Below are 17882 nucleotides of genomic sequence, written 5' to 3' on the forward strand. Positions count from 1 at the left end.
GGGTGGGAGGCCTGCACAAGTTCAAGCCCCTCGGCGATTTTCCGGGCGACCGGCAACCAATCATGCGTAGATATCGATTTCGGACGGAGGCAAATGCAGGCGTAGGCGGGGACCGGCCAGCCTACACGTTTACATAGAAGCGTTACCCCCTCATCCACTCGGTCTTGCACGATCCAGCCGTCGGGGAAGCCTTCGGTATTGAACTTCATCGTTGAAAACCGGCTCACTCATTCCGCGCCCTCCGAAGCTGGTGCAGAGGGGGCATACAGCTTTTCCAAACCCCAGAAATCCTCAAGCGCGTGGATGGCGTTCTGATCGTAATCGCACAAGTCGAGGCGCTTCAGATCGTCCCTTGATATGTTCAGTTGCGCGAAACCTTCGGCCACGTTCACGTCAGGGCCATGCAGGTTTACGATGTTTGCGCAGGCCAGAACGTATCCACGCTGAAACTCGATGCGCTCGATCACTTCCCCCTGCGCCCCCGCTTCGTCGGGCTTATCCGCTACTGGATGGGACGCGAGAACCATGTCGATATGATCAATGACATGAGGCGTAGAGGTTACGCCAATGCGGGCTTTACGGGCGCACCTCATCCAAGCCTCTAATTCGCTTTTCGCGATCCGCAGCGCTTCCTCCAGCACAGCCGCTCTGCCAGCGGAAGGCTCGGCGTCGAGCGAAACAACAATCTGTTCTGCCTCGGCCTTGGCTTCTTCCTCGCTTGAAAATCGATCCAGCATCAGGAAGCCATACTTGCCTCCGTACATAGACCAAGTCTTGCTATCGCTTTTCCAGACAGCGAACGATCCGTGACGAGTATGCATCTCCCACCGGAGGCCCTCCCAACGGTCAAAATCAAAGCCACCGCGACCAAAAACGATTGTGTCATCAAACCTGACGAGACGAGTATCAACCCACGGGTCGGCTGGCACCGCTGCTAGGTGAGGGGCGGCAAGATCGGCGCGGACGTACTCTGTCCCGCCTTCACCTTCATCAGTCCAAACCTGATGCTCGTTGTCGGTGTCTGCGCAACCTAGAAAGATGCGCTCTGGCATAGCCTGTACTGCCTGTTCTGGGATGGTCATGGGCGCGGTACGGTGCTTGTCAGCCACAGCCTCGACAGACGACACTTGCGAATAGAGGGTTCCCGCGCAAGTCTCGCAACGACGAGCATACTTGTCTCCGTAGAATTTCTGTTCGCAGTCTGAGCAGACAAACCAATAGTGGCCCGGTGCATAGCCGAAGCGGAGTAGGTGAGATTTGTCGGTCATGGCTGGGCCTGTTCTGCGCTTACGTAAAGTGGGCGCTTACGGGGAGGGAGTTCTTTTGTGAGGCGTTTTGGCTGCTTTTCGGCGGCGAGCTTTGAAGATGGACGCTTTGCGCCTTTAAACTTCGCTTCCCGGCGCTTCGCCTCTGCGATCAGCGCAACATCCTGCTTTGTCTTGACCGCATGGCACTTCTGATGCGCCAGCTTGAGATTGTCGTCGCTGTTGTCGCCGGTCATTGCCAGCGGGTTCACATGTTCGATTTCCCAAGCATCAAGGCTGGCGTCGATCTTGCCGGAACAAATATGGCAAATACCCTTGTTCAAAGAGAAAAGCCTGGTGCGCTCTTTCGTGGAGAATGACTTACGCGCCATCACAGCCCCCAATCCAGAGAGCCTTTGCGGTAGGAAATACCGCGCTCAACTGCGACAATATCAGCCGTCTTACGGATATATTCGCGCTCTATGTGCTTATGGGCCTTCTTCTGGCGCTTTGCCTTTTCCATATCCTGACGAAGCTTTTCTGCCTCACGACGAAGGCGAGGGAGTGGATCGACATAGCGTTCCCAGAGGGCGCGGAACTTGGATGCGATGAAATGAATGATCATGCGACCTCCTGCCGGACATAGCCGTAGGTTTTGGCGAGCCAACGTTCAGCCTTGAGAAAGAAGGCTTTGAATTCGGCTTCATCCATTTTGTCGAAGGAAATGGAACCCGGAATAGCGATGGTCAGGCCGCTTGGAAGCGTTACCGGATCAATCACACCATTCTGAAGTTTGAGAATTTCGTGCAGACGGTCGGCGGTATAGTCGAGGCCGTACCCGTCAACGACTTCCTGTATCATTGCCCAATAGGCACGATGGCGGGAGACGTTCCGAAACTGCTTGATTTCAACCTTGACCAGTTCGCCGTTGCGGATGCTGTCCAGCGCGGCCATGTCGAATTCCATGGCCGGAACAAGAGCATTTCCCCTGCGGACGAAACCATAAACTGGCTTTTCTCGCTTGCTCATGGCTCACCCCGCATTGACAGGGTGAGAGTTAAGCATGGTGCGAAGAACGCGGGCGATCTGGTGCTTGCGGAGATCGAAGGCGCGCTGAAGCGCTTCTTCATCCTCGGTCAAGGTGGCTTCGACGTCGAAGCCGTCCCAGATTTCAACAATTTCGTCTTCTGTTTTGCCGGTGGCCATGCCTTCGTCCAGTTCAGACAGAAAAGCCTCAAGGTCGAATGCTTCGCCATCGTCAATGATATGAGCGTCTTCAATGGGTTCCTGTTCGGGTGCCTTGATAGCCGGCGAAGGCGGGGAAGGTGGGCTTGGTGGCGACGGCGGCGTGACGTTGACAGCTTCCTGTTGTGCCGGAAAGTCCTGTACTTCTTCCGCAATTCCCAACCCGCGAAGAACATCAGAGAAGCCATCACGCAAGGCGAAGGCGCGGGCGCGCATCTTCAGCATGCGGTCTGAATACTGCGACCAAGGGCCTGACTTACCCCAGAGCGAAGCCTTGCGGGCATCAGCCACGGAGAATTCGCCAAGTTTGGCCTCTGGGTCGCTTTTACGCTTCACAAGGCAGAGAGCCTTGCGGCTATCACCGGTGCCTTCAAACCATTCCTTGAAGCTTTCCATCTTACCGGAAGCTTGAACAAGACCGAGAGCGCCATCGCCCCAAAGGGTGGCACGGCTATTGATGACAGCAATAGACTGCAAAGCGGCCATCGGCGTTAAGCCGACCTCCATACCGTGCATGATTGCAACCATGGCCTTTTCCGGCGTTTCCAGTCCCTTCGGGGCCATGCCCGCTTTACAAACAGCGGATGCAATGCGCCATGCGCCGTCGAAATCCTGCGGGACAATAGCGCTGACCTTGCCGCCAGCATGGAGGGCGGGGAGACGATTTGTTTCGTGATGAGCTACAGCGTTCATTATGCGGCCCTCTGTTCTTCAAAGCGCTCGACGCCAGCAACCTCGACACCGGCGCGAACCGCACGGTTGGCAAGCTGCTCGACAAGAGCTTTCATTTCGGGGTGGTCTTTCAGGGCGACCAATGCCTTGTCGTAATCAACGATCCGGGCAGAGACGAACGTGCGAAGGCTCACCTTTGCGCCAGTGCGACCGGCGTGAGCATTTGTAGCCTGCGCGGCTTTCTCACGCTCAGCGGCTTCGGCCTTTAACTGTTCAGCCTCGGCCAATGCCGTTTCGTCGTTGCCTTGCTCTGCTGCGCGGGCGCGTTCCTCTGCCTCACGACGGAGGCGGTCGGCTTCTTCCTGTTCTTTACGGCGGCGCTCGTTTTCGAGGCGCTGCTGTTCGATCAGGAATGCATCCATATGCCGCTTGAGCTTCTTGGATAGGTCGGCAGGATCTTCCTTGAGGTCGCGCCATTTGTCGTCAACGGCTCGACCGGCATCAAGACTTGGCTGCTTCTCGACCTTGTGCAGATCGGTAGCCTTCTTGGTGATACCGGCAAACTTCTTCGACCACACCGCCGCCTTATCGGCCTGCTCCTGAGTGGTGATTGGCGTTTTCAGGAACGTATCGGCCAATTCCTTTTCGGCCTGAAATTCCAGCTTCAAAGCTTCGTGGGGATCATCCGGCAGATTGTGACCCTTCGGAGCAACGGGCGCATCATCATCCCAACCTTTGCCGTCTACAGCCTTGCGATATGCAGCCTCAGAAACTGGGAACCGGCAAACCCACGACCAGAGGTCAACCGGGTCGCCCATCTTGTCGCCTATCTTCGCGACAATCTGCCCGTCCTGTTCCCAGATCGCGACAGGAAGCCAAGGGCCGTCTTTGCCGGTGCGCTTGCGATAAAACCCCGGCTGTGCATCACCTTCGTGAACGGGCAGGTTTTTGCCTACATCCTTCGGGTTGGCTAGCGATGCATTCCAGAAATCATAGGTATGCGTCATGCTGCAATTCCTTCCTGTTCCTGTAGAAGGTCGGTGAGTTCGAAAAGCTTTTCAGCGAGATAGCGACGGGTCGGGACGTGTGGATCGGTCTTGAGACGGTGTTCAATTTCAGCGATCAGCCGCCTGACCTCGGTTTCGGTGAGATGATCAGCCATTTTTGTTCACCTCCACCGGCTGTCAGAGCCGATAAAACGGGACTGTTCGTCTGTGATGAAAACGGGATTGTCCTGATTACGGACAAAGCGGTGAGCGTGGCCCAGCTCGCTTGCGAACATGATCTTACGGAGGCGGGCGCTCGCGTTCTGATGCTCTGCCAGCCATGCGTTGAACTTTGCCCATGCGCGGGCCATTACACGGCGCTGGCGGGAGTAATCACGAACCGGCTTTTCTGCCTTTATGGTCAGGCCGATAAGCGTCTTTGCCACTTCGTTGTAGGTATTCTGGATTGAGGGGTGCATTGGTGTCTCCCAACTCATTTGTTAGTTGGAATTTAAATCCAGATAATCTGGATGTCAACACCTAATTGGATTTATTTTCCATATTGCAAATACGACTCGACTCACAGGGTCCGTTCTGGCTGAATGAGAACAGAAAGAGAACAAACGGAGAGGCGAAGGGTATGGGGTGGGCGTTAAGGCAGCAGGAGTATCAATCGTTCACGCTGCACATTCGCTGCGAGAATTGCTTGAGAGAGGCGAGGAGGGGGCTTTCTGTGCCCGCTTGCGCAGAGATGCCAAGGGACGCCGATGAGCTTGTTGAGAGCGCCTTATTAAGCGGCATGGAATTCCGATGCGTCCATTGTCAGGGCGTAATCGGTCGTCTTGTTGATGTTACAGTAGGAGAAGTGTGATGCAGCGTGAAGTTCTGGAATACATCATTGTACCGCCGTACGAGCGAGCCGCCCAGGTGGCCGCCTCAGCGGAGCGGTTGAAGGATCATTTAACGCGCAGGTTTCCCGGCTATAGCTTCAAAATTGCGGATTTTGCGCCGGTTGGCGACGACGAAGAATTTTGCGTTCTGCCAATCATGAACTTTCTAAGCCCTGATGGCCGCTCTCTAATGTGTGAGCAGCCTAGCCGTTGGTTCATGGCAGACATCGCAAAGGCTTGTCGAGATTTCGATTTCGACAGCAAAAAGTTTGCTGCTTAGTTTGCCGCCATTTCAAGCTTCTGCTTGAATGTGACCTGTTTTTTGGTGATCGCTTCTTTGTAGGCCGCCGATTTGTTTAACCGGTCAATTAGAGCTTCAGACCTCTTAGAAGCGGTCATCATTAGGTTCTGCTCGCGCTCGGAAATAGAGAGTTTCTTCATGGTACACATTACTCCGAGGTTTCCATACGCCAGATATAACGCCCGTAAAGTGGACCGTCTTCCGAGCAATTATACCCATAATCCCGAAATATCGTTACTATTCTATGAAATTTTCGTAATGACTGCTCGGGTTGGTTTGGGACCTCTGTATACATATGGCATAGGGACGGTCGTATTTTATCGATCAAGCCAATTATGCAGGTCAGTATGGCGGCAAACACTATACCGCGGCTTTCTGGCGTCGGGAGAAGTGGTTTAGTCAATGCCCCATCTTTGAACGCATGGAGTTCTGTGCCGTCTGGGGCGCATTGCTGCAGAAAGAAGACAAGCTCAAAGGCGTGCAACCCGTTGTATCCCGTTAACGGACTTAAGCAAGCAATTGCGGAATATATTAGGCCGCTCTCATCATCGCCGAGATAAATTCTCGCAATTTGGTCGGTCCCGACAGCGATAAACACTGGGATTGGTTCTCTATCATCATCTGCTAGGACGAGTTTGATCGGCATCGCTGCAAAGCTCAGTAATCGTAATCGTTCACAACGCGCCGTAATAGAGCTATTACCTCCACTTCTTCGCCGTTATCTGCCGAATGGTCTCGCGGGACAACAATAGGCTTGTGCTTAGGATTATTGGAACGCGGTGCAAAAACCGTCCTGTCTTCATACAATTCAATCTGCTTGATTGACCATTCGCGGAAGTGGCCGCCGTCACGCTGGCGCTGCACTACAACTACCATGCCGTCGCGAAGCTTTACTTGAGAGGCAATATCGGAATACGCCACGCAAATAGCTCGGTCACCGGGCAATATCGGGCGAGGATCTAGATTGTTCATCGAGTCGCCCGCGACAACAAAAGCCATTTGACGGGCGTTCGGGTATTTGCTGTCGGGTGGCAGATAGATTTCATCCGGCTCCCCTTGGTCGAGTTCATCGACCTCACGGAACGCACCTGCTTCGACCGTGCCAGCAGTACGGACGGGAACCATGCGTCCGCCGATACGGTTTAGCTCGGCTTCCGACTGTTCGATTCCATCGCGCAACCACAATACGCTTCGGTCAATGGTCCCGGCTAATTTCTCAAGGACATTACCGCGAGGATTGTCGATATCGCCGCGCAAATATTTGTTGATGCTGTCGTAATTGATTTCAGCCCGGCGCGAAAGCTCAGCCTTCGACCATCCCAGTTCATCAATACGTTGCTGTAATCGTTCCCACCACTTCATGTTGCACAGCATAAACTAGGAAATAAAATCCGAATTGGAATTTTCCGGCCTTGTAATTGGATTTAAAATCCAGTAATTGTATTGCATGGCTACAAAACACTCCGTTACACAGATCATAGAATTGGCCGGTGGTGCTGCTGTTATCGCGGATGCGAGTAAAGGCAGGATCAAGAAGGACGCCGTATACAAGTGGCCCAACATTGGGATTCCTGATCGGCATTGGCCCGTCATTATCAAGCTGGCGGAGGTTTCGCCGGACGAACTGTTTTTTGCCAACTGCAAGGCCCGCAAGGTTCCTTCGCCCAAGCGCCCCCGTTCTGTGAGGACGCCGGTATGAGCAATGAGCGCCTGAAATCCTTTTATCAGCGTTGGGAACGTCTCGAAGAGGCGAAGAAAGCCAATGGCGACGATCTGAAAGAGCTTTTCGCAGAGATGAAAAGCGAGGGCCACGACACGAAGGCGGTTCGCGCTGCATTTCGTCGTGTTGCCGCGTTCGAAATCGCTGAAAAGAAAGAGAAAATTATAGGTCACGAAGCCCTCGTTGAACAGTATTTCGACGCCCTTACGCGCGACACGCGCGAGGGAGGTGCGGAATGACCCCCTCAGTTCGTCTTGGATTTATCGGGTTGTGCCAGTGCATCTCCGATAAGATCAGAAAGAGCATCTCGAAGCTGCTGCGCGAAAACGAGATCCATCCTCAAGCGCGTACACACATGAGCTTCAGGCTGGTTTGCCCCGTCCGCAATGGCGGTGGCGAAGGACAGGGCAATAACGCCGTTAGACTGGCGGTTTTCAATGAAAAAATTGGGAACAACAACGGGAATACCCGCGTCGACAATATCCACGTCGACCTCGCCAACTCGGAGAACCTTTCCGCTCTTAACCGTAATGTCGTTACTCATAATTCGCCCCTTTTGAAGAATCGTAATGCCTCGATTGGGCGCAACTTTGCGACCGATAGTCAATTGCATTCGTCTGCTGTCTCCCAAGCCCCCCGTGCGGTAGACGAAAAGAGCCGAGACGCTGCACTCCCTAGCGTCTCGGCTCCCTCTCATGGACAGGACTAAGGCGGCGATGAGGAACATTCAGCCTGTCCAATTCTCAAATTTTCAGACCTGTCGAGCGTCCTTTGTGTCGCGATCTTTTCCGTTCGCCCGGATATTCGACGGTAGCGGATGTTGCCGGGCGGCGCGTGGCGCTCAAGGTTGGCAAACCTGGAACTTCAGACTGATCGCCATGCCAATTATCATCCGCGCCTTTTTCTCTTCGGGCAATCGCGGCCTTGCGAGCGTTTTGCAGAACCCTCCAAGCCGCGTGTCCGATGTGTTCCATGTCCGTCCTTCTGTTTGGTTCCGGTCGTCTCTGATCAGGAACTTAGCGAAGGGCTTTGTGCATGACGGACTCAAAAATTCAGTCAATCGAGCATCAATTGGTTTCGGAGCGCGTACCGATGAGTAGCTGCGAAATGGCAGGCGAATACGTTCGCGGAATGCTGGAAAAGGAAGCGAAAGGGTGGGGCGATAATGCCAGCGCCTTGCAGCGCCTCAGCCGCCGTTACGGCCTGTCTTACTGGACTTTGAACAATCTCCGCATTGGCCGATCCAAGACGGTCGATGCCTCAGTCTATCAGCGCATACGCTCGGCCTACCTCGACATTTGCGAAAGGCAGATCGCACGCCTGCAACACGAACTCGAAATAGAAAAAGCGGTGAACGGCGATGCTGATATGGAGGATTTTGAGCGCGAGGCTTCGCAGCTTTTGGCGAAGGTTCGCGAAGCGCAAAAAGCATCCACGAAAACAACTGGAACGCCGCGAGGAAGTTGAGAAATGAACGCCGTCCTCGTCGCTCTTTTATCGACACTTCTGACAATCCTGCTGGTCTGTCTGATCGGCTTGCTCATTGCGGCGAGGTACTGATGACGGCACTTGCACGCATCAACTTTGATCGGATTAGCAATCCATATCTGTTACCCGAAGGTAATGTACAGATATCGTTTAGTGGCGGTCGTACATCTGCCTATATGCTGCATGCCATCCTCGAAGCCAACGGGGGAATTCCTGAGGATCGCGTTAAGGTGATGTTTCAAAACACCGGGCGCGAAATGGAGGAAACACTGGATTTCGTCCGCGAGTGCGGCCAGCGGTGGGGTGTTCTCATCATATGGACGGAATATCGCGCGCAGAAGCCATTCTTCGAGGAAGTAGGTTTTCAGGGGGCGAGCCGGAACGGTGAGCCATTCGACGCACTCATAGACAAGAAACAGTATTTACCCAACCAACAATCCCGGTTCTGCACCCAAGAACTAAAAATTAGAACTGCCAAGCGATATCTCCGATCCATCGGCTGGTATCGCTGGACAGCAGCTGTTGGCATCCGCGCTGATGAGCCCCACCGGCTTTTCGACAAGGACGGAAATCCCAAAACAGTCAAAGACCGTTGGGTAAACTGGCACCCACTGGCTGCTGCTGGGGTGACACGGCAGATTGTGGGCGATTTCTGGAAAGCCCAGCCTTTCGATCTGCAATTGCCAAACGTGCGTGGTAACTGCTGGCTTGGCAACTGCGACGGCTGCTTCCTTAAATCGGAACGCTCGCAGGCGGTATTGGCGCGAGATTTCCCTGATCGCCATGGGTGGTGGGAAGCGGCTGAGGCTCGCATTGGCGAACTCAAGACCCAGAAAGGTCGCCCTGCTGACAATTCAACCTTCTCAAAAAGATTTTCCAAGGCCGAGCTGCGCCGGTTCATGGAGCGCCAAGGCGACTGGATTTTGGATGATGAAGACGCGCTTTGCCAGCGCGACGAAGGGGAGTGCACATCGTGATAAAGATCGAACTCCCATTCCCTCCTTCTGTCTGGGATATCTATGTCGGCTGGGGCAAGCAACGTCGCCTTTCGCCTGAATATGCGAAGTGGCGCAGCGATTGCGGCTATTTCCTCAATGGCAAGAACGAGTTCATCGACGGCCCATTCAGCATTCAGGTTGCCTTGAAGCGTCCACATAAGCGCATGGACCTCGACAACCGCATGAAAGCGCTTCTCGACGTTCTCCAGCATTACAAGGTCATCAAGAACGACAATCTCTGTGAACGGCTTTCAATGGTCTGGGATCCAGGCCTGAAGGAAGAGTGCGTCGTCATATTGCAGCGCGCCGAGGAGGCGCAAGCGGCATGAATGGTCTTCCATATTACAAGGCGTATCCGCGGGACTTCATTGAAGGCACCATCGGCATGTCGTTCGAGCTTAAGGCTGCGTATCGCCTTGTCCTCGATCTGATTTACATGCAGGGCGGCAATCTGCCGGATGACGCCCGTTACATTTCAGGCCTTCTAGGCTGCACGATCCGCAAGTGGAATTCGTTGCGCAGTGAACTTGTTACTCTGGGCAAAATCGAGATTACCGGCGAGTTTTTGACGAATAAACGCGCAGTTATCGAGCTCGAAACCACGAAAAAACTCACAGAAAAACTGTCTGAAAATAGGTCAAGGCCAAACAAAAACAAAGGCTTAGAATCTCAAAAGAGATACCATACAGATACAGATACAACATCTTCACTTCGTTCAGATGTTAGCGAGCGCGCAAAAAAACAGGACCATGTTTCGGAAGCTATCGAAGCCTATTCGGCGGTAGCTGGTAGGTGTGGTCTGCCTGCTGTCCGGGTGCTGAATGATGCGCGGAAGCGGAAACTTGCCTCGTTGCTGAAAACTCACGGATTGCCGGTTTGGCTTGAAGCGCTGGCGAAGGTCGAGGCGAGCGATTTCTGTCTGGGGCGCAAAGGCGATTTCCGCGCCGATCTAGATTTTCTCCTTCAGCAGCAGTCGTTCACTCGTTTGCTTGAAGGTCGATATGACAACCGCGCTGCCGAGATAGGGCGAGACAGCGCCAAAAAACCTCAGAAAACCGAACTTGATGATCCGCGCGTCATGTGGATGCGCCTTGGGCAGAAGCTGGAGCAGCAGCATGCAGAACCAGATAGCGACGAACGATCAATTCACCACTCCAGCAGACATGCAGGACATTCAGAGGGCGATGAGACGCCTCTACGGCTTGCCTTCGCGCGGCCTTCCTGACGGTCTGACCGATGCGGAAAAGGCCGATATTCGCCGAGCGGAGATAGAGAACTTCATGTCTGCGCTCAAGGGTGTATCAGCCTACGCGCTATCGGAAGCTGTTGAGCGCATTATGCAGAACGCTCTCGGCCATAAGTGGATGCCTTTGCCGCCCGAATTGCGTGGTTTGTGCGATGAAATCATGCGCCCCATCCTCGAAGCTCGTGCTCGCGACCGACGCGAAGCTGAAATTCTCAAGGAACAGCACGAAGAAAAGCGCCAGCGGGAACACTCGCAATCAACCTGGACGCCCGAAAGTCGTCAGCGCGCATCGGCCAAGTGGAAAGCCATCAAAGCCCAGATGCAGGCAGAGGGCGCCAAGGATGACGTCAAGCGTGATCAGTATGACGTCAGCGCGGAAGCCTGCATGGCTCGCCTACAGGCGGCAGCGGAAGCCAACGGCCACGAATTCAACATCGACAATCTCACCTCCGCTCCTAGCGGATCATTCAAGCAAGTAGGGAAGGCCGCGTGATGCATGAAGCTGTATTGATCCAAGAATACCTCGCCAAGCACGGTGCGCGTCGGTTTGCTCAAGGATCTTCTGGGAAATACGACAGTATTCGCCTGTACCTTCTCGAAAAGGGTTGGGACATGCGCCGGGTGCAAGCGAATTTCGCGCTTAAGCCGGTGGGGAAGCCGGGCATCGGCAAGCGCCAGTCTTGGCAAAAGATCATTGAATTTGTGGACGGGCTGCGGATCGCGGATGGGCTTGAACCTCTCTGCGCACCTGTAAAACACGCGGCATAATTGGGCGACGAGGAACAAACATGGCGGCGATGACTGAACAGCGGAAAATTGCAGACAAGAGATTGCGTGATGCACTTAAAGTGGCGCGGCGCAAGCATGAGGAGCCCGGAAGCCTTAAATCTACGGTGCGACTGCGCTCGGCGCCAAATCCGCACTTTAATCCAGCCCATCAGCCCTCCAGGTCAAACCCCATCAAGGTTGACGCTCTGGTCAATATCAAGGAAAGCGCCGTGGGAACGCTTTACGCGCGCGGACATATCAATGATGCGCAGTGGGCGGCGGCTGGACGGTTCCGCATGTACTGGGAACAATCCGGCGCAAAGGGTGCGATTGCTATCGACTATGGCCGTGTTCAGGTTGACGGAGGTAAGACGCTCGACCCGCTGCCTGATCGCGTGGTCGAGGCAACGCATCATCTAAATAGCTGTCTGCCAGTTCTCGGCAAGCGCACCTTCGATCTCATGATCAAAGTCGTCGGGCAAGGCATGGAAATTGCCGACATTGCCAAGACACAGCGCGAGAAGACGACTTTCAGCGATTACATCAAGGATGGCCTTGAAGAATTGTCTGTGCATTGGGGGTATAAAACGCGATAGGTAGTTGCCCGCTTAAGCGAATTACACTATATTTTGTATTGTGGTGGTTTGCGCTTAAGGCGCAACCCGATTTGCAAGGCGGTCTTCGGGCCGCTTCTTTATTGTATGCGGGGTTGAAATTCCTCTCGTATCAAATCAGCTATCCTTTCGCGCCAATTCGGTTCGTTATCTACAATCCAGTTAACGAGTTCGACTTCGAGCCGTATAGACAAGCTAACTTTCTCGATTGGATTACGAGGTCTTCCCCTTCGAGTTTTCTTTCCGCCGTCATTCATGAAACAGTTGCCCCCGTTGATTCGATAGAACAAGGGTCAGGTGCAAACCTTGCGCGAAAGTTTCGGGGCAAAGCCTCAGCGCCAAGCACCGGGAGAGATATATACGGAGAGCGGTGGCATTCGGCTTGCATACTAATCAGCACGGCAGTTTGACGGATAGTAGAGGAAGAGCAGAAGCCAGCGACCGTCAGACCTGAATGCTGCGCCCGTTCTGACCAAAGTTAGAAAATTTAACATTGCATCCAGCTCCGCCTAGTGCGGGGTTTTTCATTTCTGCAACCCAACAAGAGGAAAACACATGAAGCTGTTCCGAAGTCTGTTCTTCGGCTGCGCTGCTATGCTCGCGGCTGTTCTGTGTATGAGTGCGCCAGCATCGGCTGTTGATTACAGTCCAGGCGTGTTCCAGATCCCCTCAGTCAGCTATGATTATGTCGTTCCTGACGTTTTCAAAGCTGTCGCTGCCTTGCCAGCAGCCGTTGCGCTTCCTGGTCGAAGTCGCAACAGCCATGCAGTCTCTTATGTTTGCCAGAACCAGCCAAACTCTGCTTTTCGCCAGTCGGTCGAAGCGTATTCACATATCGACCCTCACATCAGAGCAGCCTAAAATGGCTAGTTGACACCCCGCCGTTCGTAACTGATCGGCGGCGGTGCTCATTTCTATCTCCTCGATACGAGGGGATTGATATGGGTTTCAAGCCTGTGAAGTTTTTAGCTTCATTGATCGGCCTCGTTTCCGAAGGCTTCGTCGTTTTGCGATAGCCATAAAGAATGAAACCGCAAACAGAACGCCTACTAAAATGGTGATCCAGAAGAGGGCGGTAGCGCTTGGGGTGTTAGCTTCGTGGGCCTGCATACAGGGAATTAGAAAGCCAACGAATGCGCTCGCCAATAGGGATGAGAGAAAAAACCAGATCTCGTAATCTGCTAACGCCGATGCATCGACCATTCTTATCGTAATTTCTTCTGGCACCAACACAGAGATATTGAAACTATCTCCGATAGGATTAGGGCCAACTGGCGGGGCTGGGTCAGATGACGTGCTCATCAATTCGTCCTCTGATTGATTTCCGTCCAATCGTTATTATTCAAAATGCCCTGATATGTCCCTTGCATGAGAGGAGACACGACAAACCGTGTTCGTCCCGGATATTTGCGTGCAATGGCATTTAACCCTGAGATTATGGCGTCTCGACCAAGAAGATCAGTTTTTATGATATAAAAAGTCGTCAGTGGCCGATACCAACTATACGGTTTAAGCACTGATATCATTTCATCACTGATATTGCTTCGGTTTGCACCATCGGTGATGTCCCAAGAAACTACTAGATGCATAAAGCCCTCCTCAACTACCCATCAGGAATACAACCGTGAGTCTCACGCCGAAACAAGAGCGGTTTGTCGCTGAATTCCTGATTGATACGGGGCCATTCGCCACAACGCAGGACTAGCTTATTAATCGCGAAAAGGGATACTGTCGCCCTCCAACGCGTAGCGTTTGCAGACGTCGCCAAATTCCCATCCGACTTCTGAACCAGCCTCAGTACCGGCTGTGGCAAATAAGATCGATCCGGATGCAGACACGACAATTGACAGATTCATCGTAGATGGACGTCCTTTTCGCCCGCACAGTTCGTTGGCAAGATAGTCCGTCGCTTTCGTGACCACGCTCGGGATCGCAGTTAACGGCTGAAACATCGGGCTAAGGCCTTCGCCAGCAGTCTGTTTCATCGCAGAAATGTATTGCGCCTGAGGCACGATCTGTAAGGTCGAGCCTGAAGGTGGTTTGTAGCCTGGCACACTCACCATACCTGCGTTGGTCACGTTGTAGTCAACCTGCCCAAATACATCTAGGACCTTGCCATCTTTGCCCTTTACGACGATGCCCCAATTCGGCAAGGGTGCGCCTGTTGGGTCGCTTACGATCTCTTGGGGTCTATCGATAGCTGCTGGGGCCTGTTGGGCCGATTGCAAATGCCTGTTTAAGCCGTCGACCAGATTGCCTTGGCCCTTAAGTTCCCCGGCCTGTGCGGTAGCCGCGATTAACAGCCCTGCTATAAAAACTACGTTTTTCATAATTCCACCTCCCACGTGAAGAGAGAGTATCATCTCGGGATGGCGGGCAAAACTTAATCGATAGGTGAATAATGCCTGTTCTGAAAAACGCCCGTCATGAAGCGTTTGCGCAAGAGCTCGCTAAGGGCAAAACAGCGGATGAAGCGTACCGGGTTGCAGGCTTTAAGCCGAACCGTGGAAATGCGGCGACGTTAAAGCGGAAGCAAAGCATATCAAAACGCGTGAGTGAGCTTCTCGAATGGGAGCAAACCGTTGAACGCAGGGCGACGGAAAAGGCCATAGATAAGCTTGCAATCACGAAAGAACGCGTTCTGGCGGAGTTGGCCAAGATTGGGTTCTCGGACATTCGTAAAGCCATCAAATGGCAGGGCACGCTCGTAACCGAGGAAGACAATCCCGATGGCGGTGAAGTGCTGGTCGTAAAGAACGTAGTCACGAATAACGTGCAACTCGTTTCGAGCGATGAAATTGACGACGACACGGCGGCAGCTATCGCTGAGATCAGCCAGAATTCTACCGGCGGGATCAAACTGAAGCTGCACGATAAGAAAGCGGCGCTTGTCGACATTGGCAAGCACCTTGGGATGTTCATCGAGAAGCACGAGCATTCAGGTGAGATATCTCTGACTGTGTCGCAAGAGGACGCTGAACTGTGAGACATGGCTGCAATTCAACTGACGGAGAAGCAACGGCAGGCTAACCGCCTACTGGCTGGCCCTGCGCGCAATATCATGCTGCGCGGTGGCTCCCGATCTGGAAAGACCTTCGTGCTTGTCCGTGCCATCATTCAGAGGGCAATCAATGCACCTGGTTCTCGGCATGTCATTTTCCGCTTTCGGTTCAATCATGCCAAGACTTCCGTATGGTCTGACACACTGCCCAAGGTTCTGAAGCTTTGCTTTCCATCGCTGCGAGTGCGGTTCGATAAAACTGACTTCTATGTCGAGTTACCGAACGGTTCTCAGGTCTGGATTGCGGGTCTGGATGACAAGGAGCGCGTCGAGAAGATCCTTGGGCAGGAATACGCAACGCTTTATTTCAACGAAAGTAGTCAGATTCCATGGGCATCGGTTGAAACCGCAATGTCCCGACTGGCTCAGAAGTGCGAGCTTGCGGCACAAATAGCAAAGGCTACTGGGCGGCTGTATCTGGCGCTCAAGGCATATTTCGACTGCAACCCGCCGTCAAAGCTGCATTGGAGCTTTCAGCTATTCCGGTCGAAGATGAAGCCCGGCACGAAAGAGGCGCTTCCTAATCCCGACGACTACGTCGAGATGAAGGTAAACCCGTCCGATAACGCCGATAATCTGCCGGCGGAGTATTTCGACGTTCTGGCTTCGATGTCGGCGGCAAAGCGGTTACGTTTTGAAGCAGGCGAATGGGCAAGTGAAGTCAATGGTGCCTTGTGGGCGCTGGATGACCGCACGGCTGCCGATGGCAAGACCATGCCGGGCATTGACAGCTTGCGAGTGAAACAGGCGCCAGAGCTTGTTCGTATCGTGGTCGCTGTCGATCCATCAGGCACCCGTGGAGATGATGGCGGCGACGATATCGGCATTGTGGTAGCCGGTCGCGGAATAGACGGCCATGCATACATTCTTGAGGATGGCACTTGCCAGTTGTCGCCCGAAGGATGGGGGCGGCGCGCAGTCGACCTGTATCACCGTTTCGACGCTGACCGGATTGTCGGTGAGCGGAACTACGGCGGCGACATGGTGCGCTTCACCGTTGCAACAGCCGATAAGAAGGCGGCTTTCAAGGAAGTGGTCGCCAGCCGCGGCAAGGCAGTGAGAGCCGAGCCGATTAGTGCTTTGTACGAACAGGGCAAAGTGCATCACGTGGGCATTTTCCCCGATCTCGAAGACCAGATGTGCAACTTCACTGCCTCCGGTTACGTGGGTGAGGGATCGCCAGACCGTGCCGACGCTCTTGTGTGGGCTATCACTGAATTGATGCTGGGTGACGAGAAAAACGTCGCCATGTTCTTAAGCAAGAGGCACCGATGAACCCAATTCGAGCCTTGGCCAATGCCGCGGCGCGTCGGCTCGACGCTATGTTTCCGGGCCACTTCGCTGCCGCCAAGCACAACCATTATGCTGACTTCGGATATCCAGAGCACCTGACGTTTGACATGTTGTACGGCATGTATAGCCGAAACGGTATTGCCGCAGCTGGTGTTGACAAGACAATCCTGAAGACTTGGCAGGACAATCCATTCCTCCAGGAAAAGCAGCGTGACGGGTCAGAGGGCAAGAGAACCGAGGAGACGAAGATCGAAGCCGATATTCGCCAAAGGTTCGAAGATCTTCGCATCTGGTCGCGCATTGCGGAAACGGATCGTCGCTCACTGGTTGGCGCTTATTCTGGCCTGATCCTTCGCTTTGCAGACAACAAGAAGTTCTCTGAACCTGTCGATACGGTGCCAGGCGGGCTGAAAGGCTTGGTTGAAGTCATCCCGGCGTGGGAAGGACAGTTACAGGTCTCGCAGTGGGATACGGACGAAATGTCCGATACCTACGGCCAGCCAAAAATGTACCAGTTTAATGAAGCGAGCGTTGGTGACGAAACACGACAGCCACGCCAATTCATGCTTCATCCAGACCGGGTGATTGTCTGGTCGCGTGACGGAACGCTCGATTGCCGCTCACTTCTGGAGCCCGGCTATAACGATCTGATTACACTGGAGAAGGTCAGCGGGGCAGGTGGAGAGGGCTTCTGGAAGAATGCCAAGTCAGCACCGGTACTTGAAGTCGACGCCGAGGCAAAGCTTGACGAGATGGCCAAGATCATGGGCGTACCGGTCGATGAGCTCGTCGATCGCATGAATGATCAGGTTGAGGACTGGCAGCGCGGCTTTGACAAGTTGCTGATGATGCAGGGTATGACCGCGAAGACACTTGGCGTAACGCTGCCGAGCCCTGAACACTTCTTCTCCATCGCGCTTCAGGCATTCGCAGCATCCATCTCGATACCGGTCAAGATACTTGTCGGCTCTCAGACTGGCGAACGTGCCAGCACTGAAGATGCAGACGAATGGGCCAAGACGAACATGTCTCGCCGAACCAACACGGTTCGGCCCAACATCATGGACTTCGTCAACCGACTGGAACGATTCCGCATCCTTCCTGAAAAGGATTGGTATCTCGATTGGTCAGACCTGACTGAGACGTCCATGGCCGAGAAGATCGACCGCGTAGCCAAAATGGCCGATACCAACCGGAAGATGAGTGCATCCAATGAGTTGGTTTTCACGGCTGATGAGATGCGTGAAGTCGTCGGCAAGGAACCGCTCACGGACGAACAGCGATACCGTGAGGATGATGACGACGATCTGACCGCTGCTGCTGGCCTTCCTGTCGATCCCGCAACCGAGGAATAAC

General features: G+C 53.7%; 26 protein-coding genes and 1 pseudogene. 14 read left to right on the top strand and 13 right to left on the bottom strand.

The window, feature by feature from the left end:
* Positions 1 to 227: 227 nt before the first annotated feature.
* The 8 genes and pseudogenes from ABWW11_RS05040 to ABWW11_RS05075 all read right to left on the bottom strand — a co-directional run bounded on the left by ABWW11_RS05040 (position 228) and on the right by ABWW11_RS05075 (position 4626).
* Entirely contained in the window at positions 228 to 1268 is a 1041-nt protein-coding gene (locus ABWW11_RS05040) for a hypothetical protein (RefSeq protein ID WP_319080369.1), read from the bottom strand.
* A gap of 173 nt (positions 1269 to 1441) precedes the next feature.
* Positions 1442 to 1636, bottom strand: a pseudogene (locus ABWW11_RS05045) (HNH endonuclease); the annotation flags it as partial.
* Positions 1636 to 1869: a hypothetical protein gene (locus tag ABWW11_RS05050; RefSeq protein ID WP_319080368.1), complete on the bottom strand. Its 234-nt coding sequence runs from the start codon at positions 1867 to 1869 to the stop codon at positions 1636 to 1638. The pseudogene ABWW11_RS05045 and the gene ABWW11_RS05050, both read right to left, overlap by 1 nt.
* Positions 1866 to 2273: a DUF1367 family protein gene (locus ABWW11_RS05055; protein ID WP_151662072.1), complete on the bottom strand. Its 408-nt coding sequence runs from the start codon at positions 2271 to 2273 to the stop codon at positions 1866 to 1868. Before ABWW11_RS05055 ends, ABWW11_RS05050 begins: the two co-directional genes overlap by 4 nt.
* 3 nt (positions 2274 to 2276) lie before the next feature.
* Positions 2277 to 3182 carry a hypothetical protein gene (locus tag ABWW11_RS05060; RefSeq protein ID WP_319080367.1) on the bottom strand — a complete coding sequence of 302 codons (906 nt, stop codon included), beginning with the start codon at positions 3180 to 3182 and terminating at the stop codon, positions 2277 to 2279.
* Positions 3182 to 4168: a hypothetical protein gene (locus ABWW11_RS05065; protein ID WP_319080366.1), complete on the bottom strand. Its 987-nt coding sequence runs from the start codon at positions 4166 to 4168 to the stop codon at positions 3182 to 3184. The genes ABWW11_RS05060 and ABWW11_RS05065 overlap by 1 nt, the downstream gene beginning before the upstream one ends.
* The gene (locus ABWW11_RS05070; protein WP_167394108.1) at positions 4165 to 4323 is read right to left on the bottom strand and encodes a hypothetical protein; all 159 of its coding nucleotides are present in this window, start codon (positions 4321 to 4323) and stop codon (positions 4165 to 4167) included. The genes ABWW11_RS05065 and ABWW11_RS05070 overlap by 4 nt, the downstream gene beginning before the upstream one ends.
* A gap of 6 nt (positions 4324 to 4329) precedes the next feature.
* A complete protein-coding gene (locus ABWW11_RS05075) occupies positions 4330 to 4626 on the bottom strand; it encodes a hypothetical protein (protein WP_319080365.1) in 297 nt (98 codons plus the stop codon).
* Positions 4627 to 5017: 391 nt separating this feature from the next.
* On the opposite strand from ABWW11_RS05075, the gene ABWW11_RS05080 reads away from it, so the two are divergent.
* The gene (locus tag ABWW11_RS05080; RefSeq protein WP_319080364.1) at positions 5018 to 5317 is read left to right on the top strand and encodes a hypothetical protein; all 300 of its coding nucleotides are present in this window, start codon (positions 5018 to 5020) and stop codon (positions 5315 to 5317) included.
* Here ABWW11_RS05080 and ABWW11_RS05085 read toward each other — a convergent pair.
* A complete protein-coding gene (locus ABWW11_RS05085; RefSeq protein WP_319080363.1) occupies positions 5314 to 5478 on the bottom strand; it encodes a hypothetical protein in 165 nt (54 codons plus the stop codon). The genes ABWW11_RS05080 and ABWW11_RS05085 overlap by 4 nt on opposite strands.
* A 517-nt stretch (positions 5479 to 5995) precedes the next feature.
* Positions 5996 to 6700, bottom strand: coding sequence for a LexA family transcriptional regulator (locus tag ABWW11_RS05090; protein ID WP_319080362.1), 705 nt, complete (start codon positions 6698 to 6700; stop codon positions 5996 to 5998).
* Between the two features lie 85 nt (positions 6701 to 6785).
* Between ABWW11_RS05090 and ABWW11_RS05095 the strand changes: the two genes are divergently transcribed.
* Complete coding sequence (locus tag ABWW11_RS05095) at positions 6786 to 7037, top strand: carph-isopro domain-containing protein (RefSeq protein WP_353409203.1); 252 nt, start codon at positions 6786 to 6788, stop codon at positions 7035 to 7037.
* Positions 7034 to 7297 (top strand): GapR family DNA-binding domain-containing protein, encoded by a 264-nt coding sequence (locus ABWW11_RS05100; protein WP_319080361.1) that lies wholly within the window; start codon positions 7034 to 7036, stop codon positions 7295 to 7297. Before ABWW11_RS05095 ends, ABWW11_RS05100 begins: the two co-directional genes overlap by 4 nt.
* A 5-nt stretch (positions 7298 to 7302) precedes the next feature.
* On the opposite strand, the gene ABWW11_RS05105 is transcribed toward ABWW11_RS05100, so the two are convergent.
* Complete coding sequence (locus ABWW11_RS05105) at positions 7303 to 7671, bottom strand: hypothetical protein (protein ID WP_319080360.1); 369 nt, start codon at positions 7669 to 7671, stop codon at positions 7303 to 7305.
* A gap of 494 nt (positions 7672 to 8165) precedes the next feature.
* Here ABWW11_RS05105 and ABWW11_RS05110 point away from each other — a divergent pair, with 494 nt between their 5' ends.
* From ABWW11_RS05110 to ABWW11_RS05145, 8 genes are all read left to right on the top strand, one after another.
* Positions 8166 to 8525, top strand: coding sequence for a hypothetical protein (locus tag ABWW11_RS05110; RefSeq protein ID WP_353409207.1), 360 nt, complete (start codon positions 8166 to 8168; stop codon positions 8523 to 8525).
* Positions 8526 to 8617: 92 nt separating this feature from the next.
* Positions 8618 to 9523 carry a phosphoadenosine phosphosulfate reductase domain-containing protein gene (locus ABWW11_RS05115; RefSeq protein ID WP_319080358.1) on the top strand — a complete coding sequence of 302 codons (906 nt, stop codon included), beginning with the start codon at positions 8618 to 8620 and terminating at the stop codon, positions 9521 to 9523.
* On the top strand, positions 9520 to 9873 hold the full coding sequence (locus ABWW11_RS05120) for a RusA family crossover junction endodeoxyribonuclease (protein WP_319080357.1): 354 nt from the start codon (positions 9520 to 9522) through the stop codon (positions 9871 to 9873). Before ABWW11_RS05115 ends, ABWW11_RS05120 begins: the two co-directional genes overlap by 4 nt.
* The gene (locus ABWW11_RS05125) at positions 9870 to 10769 is read left to right on the top strand and encodes a DUF1376 domain-containing protein (protein ID WP_319080356.1); all 900 of its coding nucleotides are present in this window, start codon (positions 9870 to 9872) and stop codon (positions 10767 to 10769) included. Before ABWW11_RS05120 ends, ABWW11_RS05125 begins: the two co-directional genes overlap by 4 nt.
* Positions 10729 to 11283 (top strand): hypothetical protein, encoded by a 555-nt coding sequence (locus ABWW11_RS05130; protein WP_319080355.1) that lies wholly within the window; start codon positions 10729 to 10731, stop codon positions 11281 to 11283. Before ABWW11_RS05125 ends, ABWW11_RS05130 begins: the two co-directional genes overlap by 41 nt.
* Positions 11283 to 11558, top strand: a complete 276-nt coding sequence (locus ABWW11_RS05135) for a hypothetical protein (protein ID WP_319080354.1) — start codon at positions 11283 to 11285, stop codon at positions 11556 to 11558. The genes ABWW11_RS05130 and ABWW11_RS05135 overlap by 1 nt, the downstream gene beginning before the upstream one ends.
* Positions 11559 to 11578: 20 nt before the next feature.
* Positions 11579 to 12154 carry a hypothetical protein gene (locus tag ABWW11_RS05140; protein ID WP_319080353.1) on the top strand — a complete coding sequence of 192 codons (576 nt, stop codon included), beginning with the start codon at positions 11579 to 11581 and terminating at the stop codon, positions 12152 to 12154.
* 573 nt (positions 12155 to 12727) lie between these two features.
* Positions 12728 to 13033 carry a hypothetical protein gene (locus ABWW11_RS05145; RefSeq protein WP_319080352.1) on the top strand — a complete coding sequence of 102 codons (306 nt, stop codon included), beginning with the start codon at positions 12728 to 12730 and terminating at the stop codon, positions 13031 to 13033.
* An 87-nt stretch (positions 13034 to 13120) separates the two neighbouring features.
* Here the strand turns inward: ABWW11_RS05145 and ABWW11_RS05150 are convergent, their stop codons facing one another.
* Positions 13121 to 13474: a hypothetical protein gene (locus ABWW11_RS05150; RefSeq protein ID WP_319080351.1), complete on the bottom strand. Its 354-nt coding sequence runs from the start codon at positions 13472 to 13474 to the stop codon at positions 13121 to 13123.
* Between the two features lie 407 nt (positions 13475 to 13881).
* On the bottom strand, positions 13882 to 14502 hold the full coding sequence (locus ABWW11_RS05155) for a hypothetical protein (RefSeq protein WP_319080350.1): 621 nt from the start codon (positions 14500 to 14502) through the stop codon (positions 13882 to 13884).
* Between the two features lie 71 nt (positions 14503 to 14573).
* On the opposite strand from ABWW11_RS05155, the gene ABWW11_RS05160 reads away from it, so the two are divergent.
* From ABWW11_RS05160 to ABWW11_RS05170, 3 genes are read left to right on the top strand one after another with little or no spacing between them, the layout of a single operon-like run.
* Positions 14574 to 15158, top strand: coding sequence for a terminase small subunit (locus ABWW11_RS05160; protein ID WP_319080349.1), 585 nt, complete (start codon positions 14574 to 14576; stop codon positions 15156 to 15158).
* Between the two features lie 3 nt (positions 15159 to 15161).
* Entirely contained in the window at positions 15162 to 16508 is a 1347-nt protein-coding gene (locus tag ABWW11_RS05165; protein WP_319080348.1) for a phage terminase large subunit, read from the top strand.
* Complete coding sequence (locus ABWW11_RS05170) at positions 16505 to 17881, top strand: anti-CBASS protein Acb1 family protein (protein ID WP_319080347.1); 1377 nt, start codon at positions 16505 to 16507, stop codon at positions 17879 to 17881. Before ABWW11_RS05165 ends, ABWW11_RS05170 begins: the two co-directional genes overlap by 4 nt.
* Position 17882: the final 1 nt, after the last annotated feature.

Source organism: Brucella sp. NBRC 113783 (assembly GCF_040372265.1).
GTDB lineage: Bacteria > Pseudomonadota > Alphaproteobacteria > Rhizobiales > Rhizobiaceae > Brucella > Brucella teleogrylli.